The organism is Arthrobacter bambusae (assembly GCF_030812595.1).
GTDB classification, from domain to species: Bacteria; Actinomycetota; Actinomycetes; order Actinomycetales; family Micrococcaceae; genus Arthrobacter; species Arthrobacter bambusae_B.
In genome coordinates this window covers 219,424-236,996 of record NZ_JAUSSZ010000003.1, presented here as the reverse complement: position 1 = coordinate 236,996, position 17,573 = coordinate 219,424, and the positions used below count along the sequence as shown (strand labels likewise).

20 protein-coding genes are annotated in these 17,573 nt (G+C 63.1%); 13 read left to right on the top strand and 7 right to left on the bottom strand.

Annotation, left to right across the window (positions count from 1 at the left end; genetic code table 11):
• Positions 1-134 precede the first annotated feature (134 nt).
• The 6 genes from J2S96_RS06460 (at position 135) to J2S96_RS06435 (ending at position 7,100) form a co-directional block, all read left to right on the top strand.
• Positions 135-1,631 carry a bifunctional phosphatase PAP2/diacylglycerol kinase family protein gene (locus tag J2S96_RS06460; RefSeq protein WP_306861060.1) on the top strand — a complete coding sequence of 499 codons (1,497 nt, stop codon included), beginning with the start codon at positions 135-137 and terminating at the stop codon, positions 1,629-1,631.
• Between the two features lie 186 nt (positions 1,632-1,817).
• Complete coding sequence (locus J2S96_RS06455) at positions 1,818-2,813, top strand: ABC transporter ATP-binding protein (protein ID WP_306861058.1); 996 nt, start codon at positions 1,818-1,820, stop codon at positions 2,811-2,813.
• A complete protein-coding gene (locus tag J2S96_RS06450; RefSeq protein WP_306861056.1) occupies positions 2,810-3,700 on the top strand; it encodes an ABC transporter permease in 891 nt (296 codons plus the stop codon). Before J2S96_RS06455 ends, J2S96_RS06450 begins: the two co-directional genes overlap by 4 nt.
• A 64-nt stretch (positions 3,701-3,764) precedes the next feature.
• Positions 3,765-5,051, top strand: a complete 1,287-nt coding sequence (locus J2S96_RS06445) for a sensor histidine kinase (protein ID WP_306861054.1) — start codon at positions 3,765-3,767, stop codon at positions 5,049-5,051.
• Positions 5,048-5,743: a response regulator gene (locus J2S96_RS06440; protein ID WP_306861052.1), complete on the top strand. Its 696-nt coding sequence runs from the start codon at positions 5,048-5,050 to the stop codon at positions 5,741-5,743. The genes J2S96_RS06445 and J2S96_RS06440 overlap by 4 nt, the downstream gene beginning before the upstream one ends.
• 55 nt (positions 5,744-5,798) lie before the next feature.
• Positions 5,799-7,100, top strand: a complete 1,302-nt coding sequence (locus J2S96_RS06435) for a M18 family aminopeptidase (RefSeq protein WP_306861050.1) — start codon at positions 5,799-5,801, stop codon at positions 7,098-7,100.
• Between the two features lies 1 nt (position 7,101).
• Here J2S96_RS06435 and J2S96_RS06430 read toward each other — a convergent pair whose 3' ends face one another.
• Both J2S96_RS06430 and J2S96_RS06425 read right to left on the bottom strand, forming a co-directional pair.
• The gene (locus J2S96_RS06430; protein WP_306861048.1) at positions 7,102-7,485 is read right to left on the bottom strand and encodes a DUF1345 domain-containing protein; all 384 of its coding nucleotides are present in this window, start codon (positions 7,483-7,485) and stop codon (positions 7,102-7,104) included.
• A 139-nt stretch (positions 7,486-7,624) separates the two neighbouring features.
• Positions 7,625-7,963, bottom strand: coding sequence for a YnfA family protein (locus J2S96_RS06425; RefSeq protein ID WP_306861046.1), 339 nt, complete (start codon positions 7,961-7,963; stop codon positions 7,625-7,627).
• 260 nt (positions 7,964-8,223) lie between these two features.
• Between J2S96_RS06425 and rpsF the strand changes: the two genes are divergently transcribed.
• The 6 genes from rpsF (at position 8,224) to J2S96_RS06395 (ending at position 11,349) form a co-directional block, all read left to right on the top strand.
• Complete coding sequence (gene rpsF / locus J2S96_RS06420; RefSeq protein WP_013602900.1) at positions 8,224-8,529, top strand: 30S ribosomal protein S6; 306 nt, start codon at positions 8,224-8,226, stop codon at positions 8,527-8,529.
• Between the two features lie 55 nt (positions 8,530-8,584).
• Positions 8,585-9,160 carry a single-stranded DNA-binding protein gene (locus tag J2S96_RS06415; protein ID WP_306861043.1) on the top strand — a complete coding sequence of 192 codons (576 nt, stop codon included), beginning with the start codon at positions 8,585-8,587 and terminating at the stop codon, positions 9,158-9,160.
• Positions 9,161-9,285: 125 nt separating this feature from the next.
• Complete coding sequence (gene rpsR / locus J2S96_RS06410; protein ID WP_003800144.1) at positions 9,286-9,525, top strand: 30S ribosomal protein S18; 240 nt, start codon at positions 9,286-9,288, stop codon at positions 9,523-9,525.
• 17 nt (positions 9,526-9,542) lie between these two features.
• Positions 9,543-9,995: a 50S ribosomal protein L9 gene (gene rplI / locus J2S96_RS06405; protein WP_059388834.1), complete on the top strand. Its 453-nt coding sequence runs from the start codon at positions 9,543-9,545 to the stop codon at positions 9,993-9,995.
• Between the two features lie 192 nt (positions 9,996-10,187).
• Positions 10,188-10,622, top strand: a complete 435-nt coding sequence (locus tag J2S96_RS06400) for a PhzF family phenazine biosynthesis protein (protein WP_370873014.1) — start codon at positions 10,188-10,190, stop codon at positions 10,620-10,622.
• 100 nt (positions 10,623-10,722) lie between these two features.
• Entirely contained in the window at positions 10,723-11,349 is a 627-nt protein-coding gene (locus J2S96_RS06395; RefSeq protein ID WP_306861039.1) for an FMN reductase, read from the top strand.
• A 24-nt stretch (positions 11,350-11,373) separates the two neighbouring features.
• On the opposite strand, the gene J2S96_RS06390 is transcribed toward J2S96_RS06395, so the two are convergent.
• Together J2S96_RS06390 and J2S96_RS06385 are read right to left on the bottom strand one after the other, a co-directional pair.
• Positions 11,374-11,949 (bottom strand): hypothetical protein, encoded by a 576-nt coding sequence (locus J2S96_RS06390; RefSeq protein ID WP_306861037.1) that lies wholly within the window; start codon positions 11,947-11,949, stop codon positions 11,374-11,376.
• 3 nt (positions 11,950-11,952) lie between these two features.
• Positions 11,953-12,432: a hypothetical protein gene (locus tag J2S96_RS06385; RefSeq protein WP_306861035.1), complete on the bottom strand. Its 480-nt coding sequence runs from the start codon at positions 12,430-12,432 to the stop codon at positions 11,953-11,955.
• 616 nt (positions 12,433-13,048) lie between these two features.
• On the opposite strand from J2S96_RS06385, the gene dnaB reads away from it, so the two are divergent.
• Complete coding sequence (gene dnaB / locus J2S96_RS06380; protein WP_234757853.1) at positions 13,049-14,428, top strand: replicative DNA helicase; 1,380 nt, start codon at positions 13,049-13,051, stop codon at positions 14,426-14,428.
• Here dnaB and J2S96_RS06375 read toward each other — a convergent pair.
• From J2S96_RS06375 to J2S96_RS06365, 3 genes are all read right to left on the bottom strand, one after another.
• Positions 14,425-15,072, bottom strand: coding sequence for an ABC transporter ATP-binding protein (locus J2S96_RS06375; protein ID WP_241707604.1), 648 nt, complete (start codon positions 15,070-15,072; stop codon positions 14,425-14,427). The two genes, dnaB and J2S96_RS06375, sit on opposite strands and share 4 nt — an antisense overlap.
• A 29-nt stretch (positions 15,073-15,101) precedes the next feature.
• The gene (locus tag J2S96_RS06370; protein ID WP_306861032.1) at positions 15,102-16,961 is read right to left on the bottom strand and encodes a hypothetical protein; all 1,860 of its coding nucleotides are present in this window, start codon (positions 16,959-16,961) and stop codon (positions 15,102-15,104) included.
• 235 nt (positions 16,962-17,196) lie between these two features.
• Entirely contained in the window at positions 17,197-17,487 is a 291-nt protein-coding gene (locus tag J2S96_RS06365) for a lactococcin 972 family bacteriocin (RefSeq protein ID WP_306861030.1), read from the bottom strand.
• Positions 17,488-17,573: the final 86 nt, after the last annotated feature.

The following is a 17,573-nucleotide window of genomic DNA, read 5'->3' as shown; positions in this document are numbered from 1 at the left end:
GAGCATGCCGAGAGCTTCCTGATGGTTTACCCTACGCGACACCCTGCCCTGCGGGTCGCTTGCTCCGTGCCCGAGGCGGGTAAATGATCCCCGCCATCCCCACATCCTAACCCCCTCGCCGGTAGTCTGGTGGGATGCGAAGCACGCTGCAATGGGGGTCGCGCCGGATAGGGCGACTGGATCGGGCGGCCGTCCGCCTGGTCTCGCGGTGGCCCGAAGGCCGGCATGACGACGTCTTGAAAAGCCTCTCGAGGGCCGCAACCAAGGGCAAGCTCTGGTTCGCGGTGGCAGGCGTCTGCGCGGCATTTCCGGGCAAGCCCCGCAATGCGGCGATCCACGGACTCCTGGCCCTCGGTGTTGCCTCGGCCGTCACCAACCTGGGATTCAAGACGCTTCTTCCGCGGACCCGGCCATTGCCCGAACTGCTTCCGGCTTTCCGCTTTGTCAATCCGCAGCCCACAAGTTCCTCCATGCCTTCGGGTCATTCGGCTTCTGCCGTGGCGTTCACGCTTGGCGTCGCGCTGGTGGATCCCCGACTTGGCGTAGCCTTGGCTCCCGTTGCGGCTGGCGTGGCGTACTCCCGGATTCATACCGGCGCCCACTGGCCCTCGGACGTGGTGCTTGGCTCGGCGATAGGAGCCGGAGCGGCCCTCTTGACGCGAAGATGGTGGCCCGCCCGGCCTCCAATTCCGGCCACGGACCGTTCTGCGGCGGAAGCGCCTGCAGTCGGCGACGGCGAGGGGCTCAGTATTGCGGTCAATGCCCTTGGCGGTTCCTACTCGCCCGAGACCGAGACGCAACTCCGGGAAATATTCCCCAATTCGCATATAAGCCTGATTTCGGACGGCGACGATGTGGTTGCCGAAATCCGGGCCGCAGCAACTCGGCCCGGGACAAAGGCCTTGGGGGTGTGGGGCGGTGACGGAACCGTCGGCGCCGCGGCGGCCGCCGCCGTCGAGCACTCTTTGCCGTTGCTGGTGCTCCCGGGCGGAACGCTCAACCATTTCGCACGCGACGTGGACGCCCGATCCCTCGAAGGGGCACTCAAAGCCGCCAAAACGGGAACGGCAGCATGGACGGACCTGGGGCATGTGAGCGCGGCCCGCGGCATCGACGGCCAGGCCGGGACAACAGAGCTCATGATGCTCAATACGGCGAGCGTGGGTGTCTATCCCAACCTGGTGCGGAGGCGCGAACGGCTGCAGCCCGCCCTAGGGAAGCCCCTCGCTGGACTCGTCGCAGGCCTGCGCACGTTCGCCGCGGCAAGGCCCACCACCCTCCGGATCGACGGTGTCCCCCACAAGTTGTGGATCCTCTACCTGGGCCGTGGCCGCTACTACCCGCGCGATCTGGCGCCGTTGATGCGTCCCGTTCTTGACGACGGGGTGCTTGACATCCGCATGGTCACTGCCGATGAGCCTTTTGCGCGGTTGCGGCTGCTGTGGGCGGTCCTCACCGGAACGGTGGGTACGTCCAAGGTGACCCACTTCGCGGAGGCGGCGGAACTCAGCATCGAGGGGTCCGGCGAACCGTTGGTCATAGCGGTCGACGGCGAGCCGTTGCCCGGTGTGCGGAACGCGCAGTTCACCGTGAAACGCCGGGCGCTGCGGGTGTATTCGCCGCTTTCCTAGTGCATTCCTAGTGCTTTCCTAATGTTGAGGAGCCGTGCATGTTGAAAGCACCAGCCGGCATCATCCATAGGGACTACCCTGAGCGGCCCCTGAATCATCCCTGAGACCGGCGAATTCTGCTGGGTCGGTGACTAGCGTTGTAGCTACAGTCACCACCTAGCTGCAGCAAGCGGAGGGAACGCTTCCATGATTGAGGCAACAGGCTTGAGGAAGGTCTACGGCGCAAAGACAGCCGTGGACGGAATCAGCTTCACCGTACAGCCCGGGAAAGTCACGGGCTTCCTTGGCCCGAACGGCGCCGGCAAGTCCACCACCATGCGCATGATCATGGGTCTTGACCGTCCGACGTCCGGAGACGTCATCGTCAACGGCCGGCATTACTCCCAGCACAAAGCCCCGCTCCACCAAGTCGGAGCGCTGCTCGATGCCAAGGCGGTGCACACCAGCCGCAGCGCCTACAACCACCTGCGCGCCATGGCCGCAACCCATGGGATTCCGAACTCGCGCGTTGCGGAAGTCATCGAGATGACCGGCCTCACCGCGGTCGCCAAGAAGAAGGCCGGAGGGTTCTCCCTGGGCATGGGCCAGCGGCTTGGCATCGCCAATGCGCTCCTGGGCGATCCCCAGACGCTCATCCTCGACGAACCGGTCAACGGCCTGGATCCCGAGGGTGTCCAGTGGGTCAGGAACCTCGCACGCTACCTGGCAAGCCAAGGCAAGACGATCTTCATTTCCAGCCACCTCATGTCCGAGATGGCCCAGACCGCGGACCACCTGATTGTGATCGGTCGCGGCAGGATCATTGCCGACACCACGGTGGAAGCGCTGATCGAGAGCCAGTCCCGCAAGCGCACTTTGGTCCGTACCGCGGAGACCACGCGCTTGTCCGAGTTGTTGGCCCGCGACGGTGTCCGGGTGGAGCAGAACGAGCGTGAAACCCTCGAAGTGTACGGGGTCGAGCCGCTCCGCATCGCCGAGCTGGCCCTCGACAACCGGGTGCTGGTTTACGAGCTCACTCCGCTGACCTCCTCGCTGGAAGAGGCCTACTTCCAGCTGACCAAGGACGAGGTGGAATACCACTCGCACATCACCGGTGGACCGGCAGCGCCGGGCGGGCCCCTGAACGGAAGCCCCGCCGTCGGCGCCACATCCGCTGCCACCATGGAAGGGATCCAGTCATGAGCACGCCAACCATCAGCACGAAACATGCGACCCCGTCAGCCGGGACCGGTGGCGTCACTTTCCTCCGGGTGCTGAACTCCGAGGCCATCAAGTTCCGGACCCTCATGAGCACCAAGCTCCTGTTGGTCCTGACCTTCGTGGCCATTGTCGGCATCGGCCTCTTGTCCGCCCTGGTCCGCTGGAACTTCATCAACCAGATGGTCGAAGTCGGCCGGCAGGGCCACAAGGAATCGGTCCAGCAAGCCGTCGACTCCTTCCCGCCGGGTTCGGGGTTCAGCCTCTACAACCTGCCGAACGCCGGACTCAACATCGGCATCCTCGTCCTGGGTTCCCTGGCCGTACTCTTCATTGCCTCCGAGTACGCCACCGGCATGATCCGGTCAACCATGAACGCGGCACCGGGGCGGCTCTCCACCTTCGGTGCCAAAGCCGTGGTCCTGGTTGTGGTGTCCTACGTCCTTTCGGTTGTCGCCGGCACCGTGACCTTCCTTTTGGCTTCGCCCATGTTTGCCAACTTCGGCCTTGACCTCGGCTGGAACACGGATGGTGTCCTCTACAGCGTCTTCACCGGCGGCCTGTACGTCGCGGGCGTCGCGCTGATCGGACTCTCGCTCGGAACGCTGCTGAAGAACTCGGCGGGCGGTATTACCGTCCTGGTGGGCATCATGTTCGTCCTCCCGTTCGCAGGGCAGTTCCTCAGCTTGGCACCGGGAGAATTTTGGAAGTACGTCCCGCAGTACCTGCCCAGTGAGGCCGGTGGCCGCTTCTTGTCGATCGGCCACGTAGACGGCACCCTGGATCCGTGGGCGGGCGGCCTCGTGTTCCTTGGCTACGTCATCTTGTTCATGGTTCCGGCCCTCATTGCACTCAAGAAGCGCGACGTCTGATTCGCGATCGTTTGGATTCGGTTCCAGGGACGCCCACTCCAGGCAAGGCCACTAGGCTCAAGCCATGAGTGAAGAGTTGCCGGCAAAGGACGCGTCGGCCCACGTGGCCGAGGCGTCCTTTGCTGAAATCACGCTGCGCCGCCGTGGCAGGATCCGCCGCTATCTTTTTGAGCACCCGCGCGTCATGGACGCGGTGGTCGTGCTGTGCTATTCGCTGTTGGCCTTGCCCACGTTCATCGGCTCCATCCTGGATGGCAAGTGGCTCGCCGCCGTACTGCTCATTGCCATTGCCGGAGTCCTCTTCCTTCGACGCCGCAATCCGCTCAGTGTCACGGCGGCCGTTGCGGTCCTCGAAGTGGCGGTGACGCTGTTGAATCCCTGGGGTTCGAACGTCTCTGCGGGATTGTGGTTCGCGCTGTATGCGGTGGCCGTGGCGAGGACCCGGACCTTTGCGTTGACTGTCTTCGGCGCGGCGAGCCTGCCGCTGACGCTTGTCTATCTCTTCATGTGGACTGCACCGGCGGCACCTGCCAACGGTGAGCCGCTTCCGGAGAATTTCCACCTCATCAGCAACATCGCTGCGGCTGCCAGCATCATGTTGTCCAACCTGATCGCCACCGGCATCGGCATCTCGGTGCGGCAGCGGCGAGAGCATGAGAACGAAATCAGGGCCTGGGCTGCCCGCACGGCCCGCCTGGGTTCCGTCACCGAACGCAACCGGATCGCCCGGGAGATGCACGACGTCGTAGCCCACTCGCTAACGGTCATGATCAGCCTCTCGGACGGAGCCGCCGTCGTGGTCAAGAAGGATCCGCAGCGCGCAGGTGAGGTGCTCGGCGAACTTTCCCGCACCGGCAGGGCTGCTCTGGCCGACATGCGCCGCGTGCTCGGCGTGTTGCGGGTGGATTCCGTCCGCTCGGCGCCTTTGGAGCCGTTGGTTTCCGGGCACGACCTGAGCAAGCTTTTGGACGGATTCCGGACGGCGGGGCTCCCGTTGCACTATTCGCACACCGGACCGGCCCTGCCCGAAGACCCGGCGTTCCAGCTCACCATCTACCGGATCGTGCAGGAATCCCTGACCAACGTGCTCAGGTACGGGCGCTCGTTGAGCCACGTCGATGTGCGGATCGTGCGCGAAGGCGACTCGGTCACCGTTGAAGTGCTCGACGACGGCCGGGGGTCCCTGGACCCGGGAACCGAGGAGGCGGCCTTGGGAACGGGCCAGGGTATCGCGGGGATGCGTGAGCGTGCGGGAATTTATGCTGGAACCGTGGATGCCGGGCCCTGGATCCACGGCGGGTGGCGTGTCCATGCGGAGCTGAAATGGAATGGCGACAAGGGGAAATCATGACGGACGGCACTCCCACCAGGGTCCTGCTGGTGGACGACCAGCCCCTGCTGCGCATGGGCTTCCGGCTCATCCTGGAAGGCGAAGAAGACTTCGAAGTGGTGGGTGAAGCTTCCGACGGTGCCGAAGCCGTGCGGAAGGTCGGGGAGCTGGAACCGGACGTGGTTCTCATGGATGTCCGGATGCCCGCGATGGACGGAATCGAAGCCACACGGCGGATCACGGCCTCGGACTCCAGCGCCAGGATCATCATCCTGACTACTTTCGACCTTGATGAATATGCCTTTTCCGGCCTGCAGGCAGGGGCCTCGGCCTTCCTGCTGAAGGATGTTGCGCCCGCCGAGTTGGTCCAGGGCGTCCGGCTTGTGGCCAGCGGCGATGCAGTGGTGGCTCCGAGGGTTACCCAGCGGCTCCTGGAGACCTACGTCCGCGGAGGCCGCGTGCCCGGCCAGGCCGCAGCCCAGCAGCGCGATCCGCTGCTCGAAGAGTTGACGCCTCGCGAGACCGAGATGCTCGAGGCTATCGCCGGAGGCCTGTCCAATGCCGAAATCGCCCACAAGTTCTTTCTCTCGGAGGCCACGGTCAAGACCCACGTCCGGCGGATCCTCACCAAGCTGCACTTGCGCGACAGGGTCCAAGTGGTGGTCTACGCCTACGAAACCGGACTCGTGGTCCCGAGCAACCCGGATTACTAGTAACGCGGGTACTGCCTCGCAGGCGTCGTCGGAGGCCAGGGCTAGACTCGGAGCCATGCCTTCGAACTCCGCTGCAGAACACATCCAGGACCTTGGCGCGTATGTGACCGCCTCGCCGTCGAGCTTCCACGCCGTCCACGAGGCAGCTCGCCGGCTCGATGCGGCCGGTTTCACTGCCCTGGATGAACTTCAGCCATGGGAAGGCGGCGCGGGCAGCTTCTATGTGGTCCGGGATGGCGCCCTCATCGCCTGGGTGACGCCCCAAGGCGTAACTCCGACCACGGGATTCAACATCCTCGGCGCCCACACTGACTCTCCGTCCTTCAAACTCAAGCCCAAACCGACCACAGGCAAGTTCGGATGGCTCCAGGCCGGCGTGGAGGTGTACGGCGGTCCCCTCCTGAACTCCTGGCTGGACCGTGAGCTTCGACTCGCGGGCCGGCTCGTAATGCTGGACGGCACCGAGCACCTCACCGCAACCGGACCGCTCCTGCGCTTTCCGCAATTGGCCATCCACCTGGACCGGGCCGTCAACGACGGCCTCACGCTCGACAAGCAACAGCACATGAACCCCGTGTTCGGCCTGGGTGATCCCGATTCCGCGGATGTCCTGGCAATACTGGCGGAGTCCGTTGCCGGGGCTTCCGTGGATCCAGCACACATCGGCGGCTACGACATCGTCGTCGCGGACACCCAGGCTCCTGAGCAGTTCGGTGCCAGGGGCGAGCTCTTCGCTTCAGGACGGCTCGACAACCTCTCTTCAACCCACGCGGGGCTCGCGGCGCTCATTGCGCATGCGGCCGTGGGTGCTCCGGCCGGCGGCCCCATCGCGGTCCTGGCCGCCTTCGACCACGAAGAAATCGGCTCTGCCTCACGCTCCGGTGCCTGCGGACCCATCCTCGAGGACATCCTCACCCGGATCTCCGACGGACTCGGCGCCACAGCGAGTGAACGGCGCCAAGCGTTGTCGGCGTCGTTCTGTGTTTCCGCGGATGCCGGCCACGCCGTCCACCCCAACTACCCCGAACGGCACGATCCCGCCAACCGGCCCATCCTCAACGGCGGACCGCTCCTCAAGATCAACGCCAACCAGCGCTACGCCACTGACGCCACCGGCGCGGCATTCTGGGCACGACTGTGCGGCGAGGCGGCCATCCCCTACCAGGAGTTCGTCTCCAACAACGACGTCCCTTGCGGCTCAACCATCGGCCCGCTGACGGCTACCCGACTGGGGATCCGGACGGTCGACGTCGGAGTGCCCCTTCTCTCGATGCACTCGGCACGCGAGCTGTGCGGCGTTGAGGACCCGCACCACCTGGCCGCGGTGGCGGAGTTGTTCTTCCGCACGGCAATCTAGTTCAGGATGCGAGGCTCACCACGAGGTTGATGGTGGTTGCCAGGATCCCGACGCCGAAAACATAGGCGAGCAGGCTGTGCCGCAAGGCGGCAGACCGCATTGCCCTGGTGGTGATCGACGTGTCCGAGACCTGGTAGGTCATTCCGAGGCTGAATGCCATGTAGGCGAAATCCGTGTACTGCGGCGGTTCCTTTTGGTTGAATTCGATTCCACGGGGCGGCTCCTCCGTGTAGTACACCTCGGCGTAGCACAAGGTGAAGAGCGTGTGTACCAGGAGCCACGACGCCACCGCTCCGACGAGGGCCAGCAGGGCAAGCGGCGTGGATCTTCTTCCCTGGCGTGGCCGGCCGTTTGATCGGCTTCCATCGGAGTGATGACGGTCCACACGAAGACGTTGTAGACCGCCGCGGCCACTGCCCAGCCCGCGGCGGGTGCGTAGATCCACTCACCCCATATCCGGTCGCCACCGCGGCAGCGACTCCGTTCATAGACCGATCATCACACGAGGCCGAGCCGGCCTGCCGTCAGGTCGCCGACCGCGGAGCGAACATGATCACCGCGACCCCGAGCAGGCAGATCATGGCTCCGATGATGTCCCAGCGGTCCGGCCGGAATCCGTCAAGGAGCATTCCCCAGGCCAAGGATCCGGCGATGAACACGCCGCCGTAAGCGGCGAGAACGCGGCCGAAATGCGCGTCCGGCTGGAACGCAGCCACGAACCCGTAGATGCCCAAGGCCACGATCCCAAGGCCTGCCCACCACCAGGGCTTGGCTTCCTTGACAGATTGCCATACGAGCCACGCGCCGCCGATCTCGGCGATGGCCGCGAGGACAAAGAGGGCGATGGACTTGAAGATGGTCATGGGCTCAGTCTGCCCGAGTCCGGCGCGCTGGTTCCACGCGGGTTGCCCGCATACCCGGGTTATCCACATACGCTGCGCTGCCCATTCCGCCTTGTGGACACGCCGAATAGGCTTAGACCCGGGAAATGGACTAAGATATTGAAGTCTGTGCTGCGCCCTCCTTCCGCTTCTGGAAGAGGTCGTCAGCGCTGTTCATCGCAAATGAACCTCCTGTTACGGAAATGCCGTAACCGCTTAGCCCAAAGGAGGTGGGTTCACATATGCGTCCTTACGAATTGATGGTAATCATCGACCCCGAGGTCGAAGAGCGTACCGTAGAGCCGTCGCTTCAGAAGTTCCTCAATGTCATCACCAACGATGGTGGAACCATCGAAAAGGTTGACATCTGGGGCCGCCGTCGCCTCGCGTACGAAATCAAGAAGAAGTCCGAAGGTATCTACGCCGTGGTGAACTTCACCGCCAAGCCGGAAACCGCCAAGGAACTTGACCGCCAGCTGAGTCTCAACGAGACCATCATGCGCACCAAGATCACCCGCCCCGAAGAGCAGAAGGTCGTTGCTGAGTAATTCAGCTCCCGGCATTTCATTCTTTACCCCGCAGGAACGAACAAGGAGGCAGTAGATGGCAGGCGAAACCACTATTACGGTCATCGGTAATCTCACCAATGACCCCGAACTGCGGTTCACGCCGTCAGGTTCGGCAGTAGCGAACTTCACCATCGCTTCTACTCCCCGGACCTTCGACCGTCAGTCCAATGAATGGAAGGACGGGGAAACCCTGTTCCTCCGCGCATCGGTATGGCGCGAAGCAGCTGAAAACGTCGCCGAATCCCTTACCAAGGGCATGCGTGTGATCGTTTCCGGCCGCCTGAAGAGCCGTTCCTACGAAACCAAGGAAGGCGAGAAGCGCACCGTTATCGAGCTCGAAGTCGATGAAATCGGCCCGAGCCTGCGTTACGCCAACGCCAAGGTCAACCGCACCCAGCGCTCCGGCGGTCAGGGTGGTCAGGGCGGCTTCGGCGGCGGCAACAACAGCGGTGGCTTCGGAGGTGGCGGCGCTGGTGCAAACCAGGGCGGCAACTCCGGCGGATCGTGGGGCGGCGGCCAGTCCGCACCGCAGGAAGACCCCTGGGCTACCCCGGGCGTCAGCAATGCGGGTGGATGGGGCAACGGCCCGGATTCCGAACCTCCCTTCTAAATACTCATAAAAGTTCGACGCCGGAACCCGCCGGACGTGCCGCGAGGCACCCGGGTGGCGACCGCCGTCGAGCACCACCATCCCGTGGATCCATTCCACGGGCTCCATAGAAAAGGAGCTCCACGATGGCTAAGGCTGAACTCCGTAAGCCCAAACCAAAGTCCAACCCCTTGAAGGCCGCTGACATCACCGTCATCGACTACAAGGACGTAGCATTGCTGCGCAAGTTCATCTCCGACCGCGGAAAGATCCGCGCCCGTCGCGTCACTGGCGTCACGGTGCAGGAACAGCGCAAAATCGCCCAGGCAATCAAGAACGCCCGCGAAGTTGCTCTGCTGCCTTACTCCGGCGCTGGCCGCGGCTAAGGAAGGGATTAACTAACATGGCAAAGCTCATTCTGACCCACGAAGTAACCGGTCTCGGTGCTGCTGGCGATGTTGTCGAGGTCAAGGACGGTTACGCACGTAACTTCCTGCTGCCCCGCGGCTTCGCTCTGACCTGGACCAAGGGTGGCGAGAAGCAGGTTGAATCCATCAAGGCTGCCCGCGCTGCTCGTGCCCACGCTTCGGTTGAAGCTGCACAGGCCCAGGCTTCTGCGCTTTCTTCCAAGAAGGTCAAGCTCGTAGTGAAGGCCGGCGAGTCCGGTCGTCTCTTCGGCACCGTCAAGCCGGCTGATGTCGCTGCTGCCGTTGAGGCTGCTGGCCTCGGCTCCATCGACAAGCGCAACGTTGAACTGCCGAACCACATCAAGTCCCTTGGTTCGTACCAGGCCAACGTCCGCCTGCACGAGGACGTTTCTGCTGTGATCGACCTTGAGGTCGTTGCAGGGAAGTAATCCTTGACGTAGCTAGAAGGACCCCCGTCACCGGTTTCCGGAGGCGGGGGTCCTTTGTTTTGCCCGCCCATCCCGGTGATAGCCTGCAGCGGTGAACCTTGAAACCATGCGCACCAGGCCTTTCTCGCAAGTGGTCGCCTCGCGTTCGCTGCGCCTCCGCTGACCCGCTTCGGGCCCGTCGGGGAGGCAATCATGGATCAGTTGGCCGCTGGACTCCGACTGCCCCGCAGGGCGCTCTTGGATGCGTCGTGGCTTGTCAACGGCCCGCAATGGATCGGCGTGCTGCTCGAGTCGGCCGAGCAGGTCCTCGGCCTTGAACCGGACCTTGCGGCGTTGGGGGATATGAAGGTTGGTGTGATCGGTCCCCACGGACCGGGTACCGGCGTCGATTTCGAAGTCCGGACATTCATTCCCGGCGACGCCATGGTGGAGGACCCCGTGACGGGAAGCTTCAACGCGGGAGCGGCCCAGTGGCTCATCGGCAGCGGCCGGGCCCCGGAACAGTACGTCGCCGCTCAAGGTACGGTCCTGGGCCGGGCGGGGCGCATCCATGTCAATGCGGAGGACGGTGAGACCTGGGTGGGTGGGAGCTCGGTGATGTGCATCCAGGGAACCGTGCGGCTGTAGCAGGGGAATAAAAGCGGAGGGGCTGCCGTTTGGGGGTATAGATGCAAACGCATGTACTCTGGTTTGAAGCCATCGAACCGCCTAGCAACAGGAGATCGCCATGGAGACCCGCCGCATAACCGTCCTTTCCGCCGGACTCGGCGTACCGTCGTCGAGCAGGCTCCTTGCGGACCAGCTCGCTGCGTCGGCCAAGCGCCAGCTGGGCGATGCCGGCTACGAGGTGCGGGTAGACGTTATCGAACTCCGGGACCTGGCGGTGGATATCGCCAACAACTTCGTCACGGGCTACGCTGCACCGCGCCTCGCAGAGGTGATCGCCGGCGTCGAGGATTCTGATGGCATCATCGCCGTCACGCCCGTCTTCAGCGCCTCTTACAGCGGGCTGTTCAAGTCCTTCATCGACGTTCTGGATCCGAAGTCCCTGGATGGCAAGGCAGTTCTTCTGGGCGCCACAGGCGGCACCGATCGGCACCAAATGGTGCTCGACTACGCCATGCGCCCCCTCTTCACCTACCTTCGCACCCGCATAACCCAGACCTCCGTTTTCGCGGGGCCCCAGGATTGGGGTAACACCGACGACGGCGCGTCGCCACTTTCGGTCCGCGTGGACCGGGCGGCGGGCGAGTTGGCCCGGCTCCTGAGTGGCGAACAACCGCAGCGCAAGGCGGACGCGATGGAATCCCTGCCTTTTGAGCAGCTCCTCGCGGGGATCACGGCGGGGCGCTAGCGCCAGGCCGTCGCGTTCCTGGCGCTAGTCGTCCAGCAGCTCGATGAACTCCCGGGCCTGCTTCATGCTGATATCGGAATGCTTGGTCAGGGCCAACGCCGCGGCTTCGACGTCGCCGCTCTTGGCCAGGGTGCGGATCCGTCCGTAGATCTCGTCATTGAGCATATTGCTGCTGACTTCGCGTGTGACGTCGCCCTTGCTGACGATGGCCCGGTAACGGTAGGGGAAGCGTTCCGGTTCGTCGTCGTCGGGCATGAGGTCCTGCGGGGCGGGCTCGGGCTTGCGGAAGGGCTGCGGGTGCGCCGCAAGGGCGCCGACGGCGTCCCGGGAGGCGCGCAGGCCCTCTCCCGTGGCACTGAGGTACAGCTTGATTGCCGCCATGGCCTGACCTTGGGCGATCAGGGAATACAGCTGGCGGTGCTGGTCCTCGCTGAGCTTCGCGGCGGCCTCGCGGGCCAGCTCCACGGGATCCATGGCTGCCTTGCCCGCGGCAGCAGTCCCGCGGAGTTCCGCGGAGCGGCGCGAGAGCATACGGCTGATGACCAGCACGCCGACGACGACGGCCGCCAGGATCAAGACCGGAACGAGTAGGGATGACATGCGCTAAAGCCGATCTATGTAGTTCTTGGCGGTCAACAAGTCCGAGTGGGTTTGCTGGCGCAGGAGTTTGATGGCCTGGATCTTCTGCCCGCTGCGGACCATGCCCTGCAATTGCAAGGCGAGCTGTGGATTCAACTGCCCGTTGGGCAGGATGGGGCCGTTGTAGCCGGCTTGGCCGGCTCCCGGACCGGGCACGACATGCGCACTCAGCGCGGCCCGCGCCTGGCTGTCCTGCTGGGACTGCTGTTGCGCGTTTTGGCTCGGCCTTGTGGATGCATCGATCCGGGCCCTGGCCGCGGTTGCTGCCTGCACTTGGGCGGCCTGGTGGGCTGCCGAACGGGCGGCCAGCTCCCGTTGATAGCGCTCGGCGTCGGACAACCCTGAGTTGCGTGGCTTGAATGCCGCCGTCAGGGCCCAAATCACAGCCACGAGGATGACCGCGGGCATTGCGACCAGCAGTACATCCCCCACAGTGAAACCCATACTTAGAGCTTATGTCAGAACGCAGTTATCCACAGCACATTCCTGCTTCGGCATAGCTTCTGAGAGTCGCCTGTCAAATTCCGGCAGAAATTGTGGGGCGTATCACAATTTCGGCATATTTATCTCTCTTTAGCCCGCCGAGCCAGGGGTGGGATGGTGATTCCGCGTGTCGGCCTGTGGATGACGCGTTGGAGAAAATACTTTTGATCCACATGCCGTGAGGAACGTTTGCCCAGTTCAGACGCTATTTTCTGGAGAAAGAATTTGTCTTTCCACAGGGTCATGCACAGACTGTGCACAAGCAGGGGTGTGTATTCCACAGTTTATCCACAGGCCCCGCTTGGTGCCTCGGAAAAGCAAGGCTAACGTGGCTGAGTACCTGCTTTAGGTACGTGGAAAACCCGGTTTCTGGAGGACGGTGCCTTGGTGCCGTCGAAAAGCAGCGCGCTCACGGACTTGTCTGTGGATAAGTTGTGGAAATCCGGGCGAACCAGAATTGTCGGTGCCCTACGGAACACTTTGGACCAGCCGGCATGCACGGCGGTCGGAGCAACCCATAGCGGGCATCGCCCCACCGGCAACAGTTATCTGCCGCGGTACACAATGGAGGACGGCTTTGTCAGTTACGCACTTGGACTCGATCGAGGGCGGCCGGACCTCGGACGCAAGCCGCAGGCCTCCGCAGGACATTCCCGCTGAGCAATCGGTCCTCGGCGGCATGATGCTTTCCAAGGACGCCATTGCCGACGTCGTGGAAATCGTCCGCGGCCATGACTTCTACCGCCCGGCCCACGAGACCATCTATGAGTCCATCATCGACCTCTACGGCCGCGGCGAGCCTGCCGACGCCGTCACGGTGTCCGACGAGCTGACCAAACGCGGCGAGATCAACAGGATCGGCGGCCCCGCCTACCTGCACGAGCTCATCCAAACCGTGCCCACCGCGGCCAACGCCGGCTACTATGCCGAAATCGTCGCCGAGCGCGCCGTCCTGCGCCGACTTGTCAACGCCGGTACCAAGATCGTCCAGATGGGCTACGGCCAGGACGGTGAGGTTGAAGACCTCGTCAACCAGGCCCAGGCCGAGATCTACGCCGTGGCCGAGCGCCGCACTGCGGAAGACTATGTGGCGCTCAAGGACGTCATGGAGTCCACCGTTGACGAGATCGAGGCATCCGGGCACCGTGGAGAGGGCATGACGGGTGTCCCCACCGGGTTCTACGAACTCGATGAGCTCACCCATGGCCTGCACCCGGGCCAGATGATCGTCATCGCCGCGCGCCCCGCCGTCGGTAAGTCCACCTTCGCGCTGGACTTCGCCCGTTCCGCTGCCATCAAGAACAACCTCGCCACCGTGATGTTCTCCCTGGAAATGGGACGCAATGAAATCGCGATGCGCTTGCTCTCCGCGGAGGCCACCATTGGCCTCCAGGACCTTCGCAAGGGCACCATCAAGGACGAGCAGTGGTCCAAGATCGCCACCACCATGGGCCGCATGAACGATGCACCACTTTTCATCGACGACAGCCCCAACATGTCCCTCATGGAAATCAGGGCCAAGTGCCGCCGGCTGAAGCAGCAGCACGACCTCAAACTGGTGATCCTCGATTACCTGCAGCTCATGAGCTCCGGCAAGAAAGTGGAATCCCGCCAGCAGGAAGTCTCCGAATTCTCGCGTGCCCTCAAGCTGTTGGCCAAGGAGCTCCAGGTCCCGGTGATCGCGCTCTCGCAGCTCAACCGTGGCTCCGAACAGCGCCAGGACAAGCGGCCCATGGTCTCGGACCTCCGCGAATCGGGCTCCATCGAGCAGGATGCCGACATGGTTATCCTGCTCCACCGCGAGGACGTTTACGACAAAGAGTCCCCGCGCGCCGGCGAGGCCGACATCCTCATCGCCAAGCACCGTAACGGTCCCACCAAGGACATTGTGGTTGCCTTCCAGGGCCATTACTCCCGCTTCGCGAATATGGCCGGCGAGACTGGCGGCGGGTTCTAGCTCCGCTCGAGTCCTAGTCGAAGTGTTGTGTCGCAGGCGTTCATGAGGGCCTCATCGTGGGTGGCAATAACGACAGCGGCGCCGCGGGCGGCCTCTTGCTGGAGGAAGCCTGTGACGAGGTTCCGGTTATCCAAGTCGAGGGACGCGGTGGGCTCGTCGGCGAAAATGATGTCGGCGGAGCGGAACATCGCCCGGGCCAGGCCCACGCGTTGCTTTTCGCCGCCGCTGAGGGTTGATACTTTCTCCTTGCCGCGGCCGGTGAGCCCTACTCGTTCGAGCGCCTCCCCGACGGCGGCTTTCTGGCGCCGCTGAAGTCCGAGGAGTGAAAGATGGGAGAGGGCGACGTTGTATTCGACTGATTCTTCGTCAATGAGCCCGTAATCCTGGAAGACGAACGCAGCGTGTTGCTGCCAAAAGCGGCGCCTTCGCCGGTCATCCCATTTGGTGGCGTCTTGCCCGCCGACGGTTACGCGGCCACCATCGACGCGGAGGAGCTGGCCGAGAACGTTGAGAAGGGTGGTCTTTCCGGACCCGCTAGGCCCGATCAGCGCCAGAGTCTTTCCAGGCAGGCCGTGGGCGCTTTGTCCGTCCAACACCTTTTTTCCTTCGATGGTGACGGTGACATTGTCTGCTTTGATGTCCATGGGAACCTTTCGAATGGTCGTGGTGGCGGTCAGGCTGCCCGGGAAAGGAGCCGTCTGAACACTCCTCGTGCCGAGCTGATATGCATGGTGAGACTGATGAGCACATAGAGCGGGACGGCGATCAAGGCCCACCAAACGTCCGGACGGGCGCCGGCGCCGAGGGCGAAGTACATGGCGACTGCCAGCACCAGGGCCAGCGCGCCCTCCCACGCCAGGCGGCGGGTGAGGGATTTGAGCCACGTCCAGCCTGAAGTGCGTTGCACGAAGATGCGCCGGGCTTTGGAGAGGGCGTAGACGAGGGCCGAAACCGCAGTGCTCATGGTGAGTGCGAGGAGGACCAGGGTGAAGGATAGTGTCTTCATGCCCGCGGACTGGTTTTGGAGCTGGCTGTTGTAGAGGGCGGCGTCCGAAATGCGGTCCACCGAGAGAACCGCGCTCCCCAGGGAATGTCCGGCGAGGTAGTCGCGGACCCAGCCTGCGTCGTTGAAGGTGAGATTCGCCGTGGTCAGGAAGCCGCCGATGGTGCTGTTGTTGAAAGTCTTGGCGGGGTCGGCCACGACGATGACGAGAGGGTTCCGGAAATGGGTCATCTCGCCAAGAACGGGCGCAAGCGCAGGGAATTCTTGCTGCCCCGTGTATCGGTAGTTTTGGAGCGACTGGTCCAGCCCGTTGAGGTTGTCGCCGGCTCGATTCCACAGTGGGAACTGTCTGGTCAGATAGTCCTTGAGGGTTGCCGGGAGTTCATCGAAGGAAACCTTCGTACCTTGCGCCCCGAGCGGGTCGCCCGTGGAAGGATCAGAAGCGATGAGCGGCGAGATCGCCTTGAGGTAGTTGGGATTTGCGATGACCACTCCGTCGTAGCCGCCGAGGTCGGCCGACCCGGTCTCGTCCTGTCTGACAAGGTATTCGGGCTTGATGGCGTAGGAAAGGGTCAGCTTGCCGGTGCTGGAAGCGGCGTCGGCAAGGTTGTGCAGTTCTGCTTGCCGGCTCTGAAACTCGGCATCCGAACGGACGCCTACGCGCAGTGAGACCTGGTCTTTCAAGACCTCCCACTGGGCGCCTTGGTTTGAAAGGTTCGTCGCCTCGGCGATGGACGCTCCGACGACGGGCAGCGTCACAGTCACCAAGACAAGGGTCGCTGCCTTGAGTAGTTCGCTGATCCGCTGGAAATGTTTCTCGGGAGGCTGGCGCGAGGCGATACCGTCCACGGTCGGCCACGTCAACGCACTCACCAGCAGCGCACACAGGACCATCATGGCCAGGGCGCAGCTTAGGAACGCGGCGCTAGTGAGCGTGAAGGACGTCAGGTAGGAGGCCTTGCCTTGGGCAGTAACGACGACAAGGGCTGCAAGGACGCCGACGACCGCGGGGATCGCCACGACCCGGAACAGGGAGAGGAGGTCCTCGAGGACGATCTTGCTGGCGGGGGTACCGCATAAGACCTTCAGTGTGCGTGCCTTGGCACGCAGGACGTACCACGCGATCACCAGGGTTATGAGGAGGACCAGACACGTCAGGAAGGTCAGCCAAGCGCCCGTGCCCAACAGTGCCTGTTGGAGGACACCGACGGTGTCCTTTGCGGAAATGTTGCGCTTCACAAGGTGGGTGTCCAGCCATTGCGTCAGATGCAGCGTCGCGCTTTCGGACCCCGAGTAGACGTAGGGGCCGCTCAGGGAGGCGGTACCGAGTTCATGCGCGGATCGTAGCTGACCATGCATGCCGGCTTTGAACCATTCAAGCTCCTGCGCGGTCAGCGGCGCTTCCTTGCCGAAGGCGTACAGCGATCGTGAATTGAAGAAGTCCTCAGGATCTGCAACGACTTTGGCCAGGTGAAGACCTGTTGCGTCCGCCAGTGAATCCAACTCGGAAATGACTTGGGCTTTGGGCATTTGCACTCGGGAGAAATCCAGGCTCGCCGTAAATTCAGAACCTCGGGGGAATGCTTCCTCGGCTGCCGATATATAGATTCCTGCCAACACCGACAAGAACACGGCTATACCCAATGACGTAATTCGTACAAGTAACTTTAACATTTAGGACGGGTCCTCAAAATGGTGTGAATCCGTCCGGCGGAATGTGGAAGGTCCGCCGGGCGGCCATTAGCCAGGCAGGAATACCTTCCGGTTAGCAGACCCGGTGGTACCAGGAGTTGTGTGTCCAGATGTTTCCGGAGTGCCAAGCGTTCGCCCAGTAACCGCCAGCGGTATTAATGCTGCTGTTGTAGCCCCAGTCGTTCCGAACCGATGAGCCATGGCACCGGCTTCCGTGCATGTAATCGGAATAGATACCGATGTTGTAGCCGTAGTTCCACGTGCCGCCTTCGGCGGGATACTGGGTGCCAGCGACCGCAGTTCCTGCCACCGAACACAGCGCACCCGTGAGCGCGATACCTGCCACCGTCTTCTTCAGATCCATACAAATTCCCCCAAATTTATTAATGCGAATGCGAGATGGGGGAATGTCAACGTTCAGATATATCCCCCACAAAGAAAGCTATCAGG